Source organism: Streptomyces sp. 8L (assembly GCF_020176795.1).
GTDB lineage: Bacteria > Actinomycetota > Actinomycetes > Streptomycetales > Streptomycetaceae > Streptomyces.
Genome location: NZ_JAIUKE010000675.1, coordinates 1 through 4,785, shown reverse-complemented (window position 1 = coordinate 4,785; position 4,785 = coordinate 1). Strand labels below are relative to the sequence as shown.

At 73.0% G+C, this 4,785-nt stretch carries 5 protein-coding genes; 4 read left to right on the top strand and 1 reads right to left on the bottom strand.

Annotated elements, in window-relative coordinates:
* Positions 1–335: 335 nt before the first annotated feature.
* Positions 336–836, bottom strand: a complete 501-nt coding sequence (gene bldD / locus LCE31_RS36900; protein WP_225022367.1) for a transcriptional regulator BldD — start codon at positions 834–836, stop codon at positions 336–338.
* A gap of 197 nt (positions 837–1,033) precedes the next feature.
* Here bldD and pyrR point away from each other — a divergent pair, with 197 nt between their 5' ends.
* From pyrR to LCE31_RS36880, 4 genes are all read left to right on the top strand, one after another.
* Positions 1,034–1,633: a bifunctional pyr operon transcriptional regulator/uracil phosphoribosyltransferase PyrR gene (gene pyrR, locus LCE31_RS36895; RefSeq protein ID WP_374118681.1), complete on the top strand. Its 600-nt coding sequence runs from the start codon at positions 1,034–1,036 to the stop codon at positions 1,631–1,633.
* A gap of 128 nt (positions 1,634–1,761) precedes the next feature.
* The gene (locus LCE31_RS36890) at positions 1,762–2,811 is read left to right on the top strand and encodes an aspartate carbamoyltransferase catalytic subunit (RefSeq protein ID WP_225022365.1); all 1,050 of its coding nucleotides are present in this window, start codon (positions 1,762–1,764) and stop codon (positions 2,809–2,811) included.
* On the top strand, positions 2,808–4,100 hold the full coding sequence (locus tag LCE31_RS36885) for a dihydroorotase (protein ID WP_225022363.1): 1,293 nt from the start codon (positions 2,808–2,810) through the stop codon (positions 4,098–4,100). The genes LCE31_RS36890 and LCE31_RS36885 overlap by 4 nt, the downstream gene beginning before the upstream one ends.
* Positions 4,097–4,785 (top strand): PH-like domain-containing protein (locus LCE31_RS36880; RefSeq protein WP_441349435.1); only part of this gene is annotated, 689 nt, incomplete at its 3' end. The genes LCE31_RS36885 and LCE31_RS36880, both read left to right, overlap by 4 nt.

The window sequence follows — 4,785 nt, the reverse complement described above, 5'->3', positions numbered from 1 at the left end:
GCCTGGAGGCAGTCTCCGCGCCGCCTCCGCCCGGGCCTCGCACACGATGGCCCCGCCCCGGGGCGCTCGGGCGCAGAGCCCCCGCACAGGACGCCGCCTCCGCGCCAGGACGAGAACCCAGGCCAGGACGAAACCCCCGCCAGGACGGACCCCGCCGCAGCCCCGCCATGTCCGGAAACCGTCGTACGGGCGCCCCGCGCGGCCCTGCGGCTGCGGTCGGAACCCCTGCCGGACTCCATCACGGTGCGCATATGCCAGGGGGCGAGCTTCCCGCGAACGGGAGCCCGCCCCCTGGACGTGACGTTTCTGCTGGTTTGTCCTCGCGGACCGGGTCGTCAGCCCTCCTCGTGCGCCACCGCTCGTCTGGCGTCCGCGCCCAGCACGCCCCAGCTGATCAGCTGCTCGGTGAGGACCGAGGGCGACTGGTCGTAGATCACGGCCAGCGTGCGCAGGTCGTCCTGGCGGATCGACAGCACCTTGCCGTTGTAGTCCCCGCGCTGGCTCTGGATCGTCGCCGCGTACCGCTGGAGGGGGCCTGCCTTCTCTGCCGGCACGTGCGCCAGCCGCTCCAGGTCCAGGACCAGTTTCGGCGGCGGCTCCGCGGCCCCGCCGGGGGTCGTGCCGGGAAGCAGCTCCTGCACCGGGACGCCGTAGAAATCAGCGAGCTCGGCGAGGCGCTGCACGGTCACGGCGCGGTCGCCGCGCTCGTACGAACCGACCACCACGGCCTTCCAGCGCCCCTGTGACTTCTCCTCCACGCCGTGGAGCGAGAGGCCCTGCTGGGTGCGGATGGCCCGCAATTTGGTCCCGAGCTGTTTTGCGTATTCGCTGGACATATAGCTCCCCGGACGAAGTCTCGTAACTCACTGTAAGGTTACGCAGCGTTACCCTGATGCGTCAAGCCGGATGGTCCGTACCGGATACTCCCGAGGGTCCCCCGGGGGCCGCGGGTCCGCCACTGGTAGGATGCATGGCGCAATCATGACGTCCTTTAACGTCCGTCCCGAGAGGCGGAGAAGGAGGTCCGTTTTCCATGAGTTCCATGGATGCAGACAGCAGGGAAATTCCGGCGGACTCCGGCGCCGCACGGGCCGTTCTCGAAGCGCCCGACATCGCCCGGGTGCTCACCCGCATCGCCCACGAGATCGTGGAGCGCGCCCGGGGCGCGGACGACGTGACGATCCTCGGCATCCCGACCCGCGGTGTGTTCCTCGCCCGCAGGGTCGCCGCGAAGCTCGAAGAGATCACCGGCAGGACGGTCCCCGTCGGCTCGCTCGACATCACGATGTACCGCGACGACCTCAGACTGCGGCCCGCGCGGGCCCTCGCGCGCACCGACATCCCCGGCGACGGCGTCGACGGCAGGCTGGTCGTCCTCGTGGACGACGTCCTCTTCTCCGGCCGTACGATCCGCGCCGCGCTCGACGCACTGGGCGACATCGGCCGCCCCCGCGCCGTCCAGCTGGCGGTCCTCGTGGACCGCGGTCACCGCGAGCTGCCGATCCGCGCCGACTACGTCGGCAAGAACCTCCCCACCTCCCTCAGGGAGACCGTCAAGGTCCAGCTGAGCGAGGAGGACGGGCGCGACACCGTGCTGCTCGGCGTCAAGCAGCCCGCACCCGGCGAGCGCTAGCCGCGCCCCAGGAGCCGTCCCGAGCCCCCTCCGGGGCCCGTGGGCCGCGCCCGCCCGTCCAGACCTGCCACGGATGCGTTCGCGCGCCCGCGTGCGCCCACGCACCAGACCCACCGGAGCACACCGAGATGCTGCGTCTCCCCGGGGCGAACCCCCGGACACCAGGCCACCTGATCTCCGCCGCCGACCTCTCCCGCGACGACGCCGTCCTGATCCTCGACACCGCCGAGGAGATGGCGCGGGTCGCCGACCGGCCGATCAAGAAGCTGCCGACCCTGCGCGGCCGGACGGTCGTGAACCTCTTCTTCGAGGACTCCACCCGGACGAGGACGTCCTTCGAGGTCGCCGCCAAGCGGCTGTCCGCCGACGTCATCAACTTCTCCGCCAAGGGCTCCTCCGTGTCCAAGGGCGAGTCCCTGAAGGACACCGCCCTCACCCTGGAGGCCATGGGCGCCGACGCCGTCGTCATCCGGCACGGCGCCTCCGGCGCGCCCTACCGGCTCGCCACCTCCGGCTGGATCGACGGCGCAGTCGTCAACGCGGGCGACGGCACCCACGAGCACCCCACCCAGGCCCTGCTGGACGCCTTCACCCTGCGCCGCAGGATCGTCGGCGCCGACGCCGGCCTCGGCAGGGACCTCGAAGGCGTCCGCGTCACGATCGTCGGCGACGTCCTGCACAGCCGCGTCGCCCGCTCGAACGTCCTGCTGCTGCACACGCTGGGCGCCAAGGTCACCCTCGTCGCTCCGCCCACCCTGGTGCCCGTCGGCGTCGGGGCGTGGCCCTGCGACGTGTCGTACGACCTGGACGAGGCGCTGCCCGGCAGCGACGCCGTGATGATGCTGCGGGTGCAGCGCGAGCGCATGAACGCGGCCTTCTTCCCCACCGAGCGCGAGTACTCGCGCCGCTACGGGCTCGACGCGGACCGCATGGACCGCATGCCGGACGGCGCCCTGGTGATGCACCCCGGCCCGATGAACCGCGGCATGGAGATCACCGCGGAGGTCGCGGACTCGCCGCGCGCCACCATCGTCGAGCAGGTCGCGAACGGAGTGTCCATCCGCATGGCCGTCCTGTACCTGCTGCTCGGCGGCAACGAGCCGGCCGTGGCCCAGTCCCGCCCGAGCGCCGCCGACACCGTCACGGCGTCCACCAGCGCCACCGAGGAGAGCAAGTGAGCACGAACAAGACCCTGATCCGCGGTGCCCGGGTACTCGGCGGCCAGGAGCGGGACGTCCTGATCGAAGGCGAAACGATCAGCCAGGTGGGGACCGGCCTCGACGCGGCCGGCGCCGTGGTCGTCGAGGCCGCAGGGCAGGTCCTGCTGCCGGGCCTCGTCGACCTCCACACCCACCTGCGCGAGCCGGGCCGCGAGGACTCCGAGACGGTGCTCACCGGCACCAGGGCCGCCGCCAGAGGAGGCTTCACCGCCGTCCACGCCATGGCCAACACCTTCCCCGTCGCCGACACGGCCGGCGTGGTCGAGCAGGTCTGGCGGCTCGGGCAGGCCTCCGGCTACTGCGACGTGCAGCCCATCGGCGCCGTCACCGTGGGCCTGGAGGGCAAGCAGCTCGCCGAGCTCGGCGCCATGCACGACTCGGCCGCACGGGTCCGCGTCTTCTCCGACGACGGCAAGTGCGTGGACGACGCCGTGATCATGCGGCGCGCCCTGGAGTACGTGAAGGCGTTCGACGGCGTCGTCGCCCAGCACGCGCAGGAGCCCCGCCTCACCGAGGGCGCCCAGATGAACGAGGGCGTCGTCTCCGCCGAACTGGGCCTCGGCGGCTGGCCCGCCGTAGCCGAGGAGTCGATCATCGCCCGCGACGTGCTGCTCGCCGCGCACGTCGGCTCGCGCGTGCACGTGTGCCACCTGTCCACCGCGGGCTCCGTGGAGATCGTGCGCTGGGCGAAGTCCAAGGGCTGGAACGTCACCGCCGAGGTGACCCCGCACCACCTGCTCCTCACCGACGAGCTCGTACGCTCCTACGACCCGGTGTACAAGGTCAATCCGCCGCTGCGCACCGACGCCGACGTGATGGCCCTGCGCGAGGCGCTCGCCGACGGCACGATCGACTGCGTCGCCACCGACCACGCGCCGCACCCGCACGAGGACAAGGACTGCGAGTGGGCCGCCGCGGCCATGGGCATGGTCGGCCTGGAGACGGCGCTGTCCGTCGTGCAGGAGACCATGGTCGACACCGGCCTCACCGACTGGGCGGGCGTCGCCGACCGGATGTCCCACCGCCCGGCGGCGATCGGCCGGCTCGCCGGCCACGGCCGTCCCGTGGCCCCGGGCGAGCCCGCGAACCTCGTCCTCGTCGACCCGGCATACCGTGGTGCCGTGGACCCCGCGGGCTTCGCCTCCCGCAGCCGCAACAGCCCCTACGCGGGCCGCGAGCTGCCGGGGCGCGTCACCCACACCTTCCTGCGGGGCAAGGCCACGGTCACCGACGGGAATCTGGCATGACTTCTGCGCACCTCTCCGCCCTGCTGCCCACCGCCCAGCTCGCCGAGGCCAAGCACTCGGCGCCCGTGAACGACTGGAGCGGCCGCATCGGCTGGATCGTCGGCCTGGCGATCCTGATCGCGCTCGTGTACTGGCTGATGCGCCAGGGCTGGAAGTGGCGCGGCAGCCTCCAGTCGGACGTCCCGGAACTGCTCGCCGTGCCGGAGCGGCAGGGGGCGGTGAAAATGACGATGAGCGGCCGCTACCACGGCTCCACCAGCGCGGGGCAGTGGCTCGACCGCATCGTGGCCCACGGCCTCGGCGCCCGCAGCCGCGTCGAGCTGACCCTCACCGACGCGGGCCTCGAAGTCGTACGGCCCGGCGCGAACGACTTCTTCGTGCCGGCTGGCTCGCTCCGCGAGGCCCGCCTCGACAAGGGCATCGCGGGCAAGGTGCTCGCCGAGGGAGGCCTGCTGATCGTGGTCTGGGAACACGGCGGCAGGCTGCTCGACTCCGGCTTCCGCTCCGACCGCTCGGCAGAGCACACCGCCTGGGTCGAAGCGATCAACTCCCTTCCCGCGGCCCGCCGGGCCGGGGGGCCGGGCCCCCCCCCCCCGCCCCCCCCCCCGGCCCCGGCCCCCCGGCCCGGGCCCCCCCACCCCCCCCCCGGCGGGGCCCCCCCCGCGCCCCCCCCCCCCCCCCCCCG

What these genes read in the sequence shown, in the direction of transcription:
- bldD (WP_225022367.1), bottom strand. Translation starts at nt 836, where the DNA reads ATGTCCAGCGAATACGCAAAACAGCTCGGGACCAAATTGCGGGCCATC.
- pyrR (WP_374118681.1), top strand. Translation starts at nt 1,034, where the DNA reads ATGAGTTCCATGGATGCAGACAGCAGGGAAATTCCGGCGGACTCCGGC.
- LCE31_RS36890 (WP_225022365.1), top strand. Translation starts at nt 1,762, where the DNA reads ATGCTGCGTCTCCCCGGGGCGAACCCCCGGACACCAGGCCACCTGATC.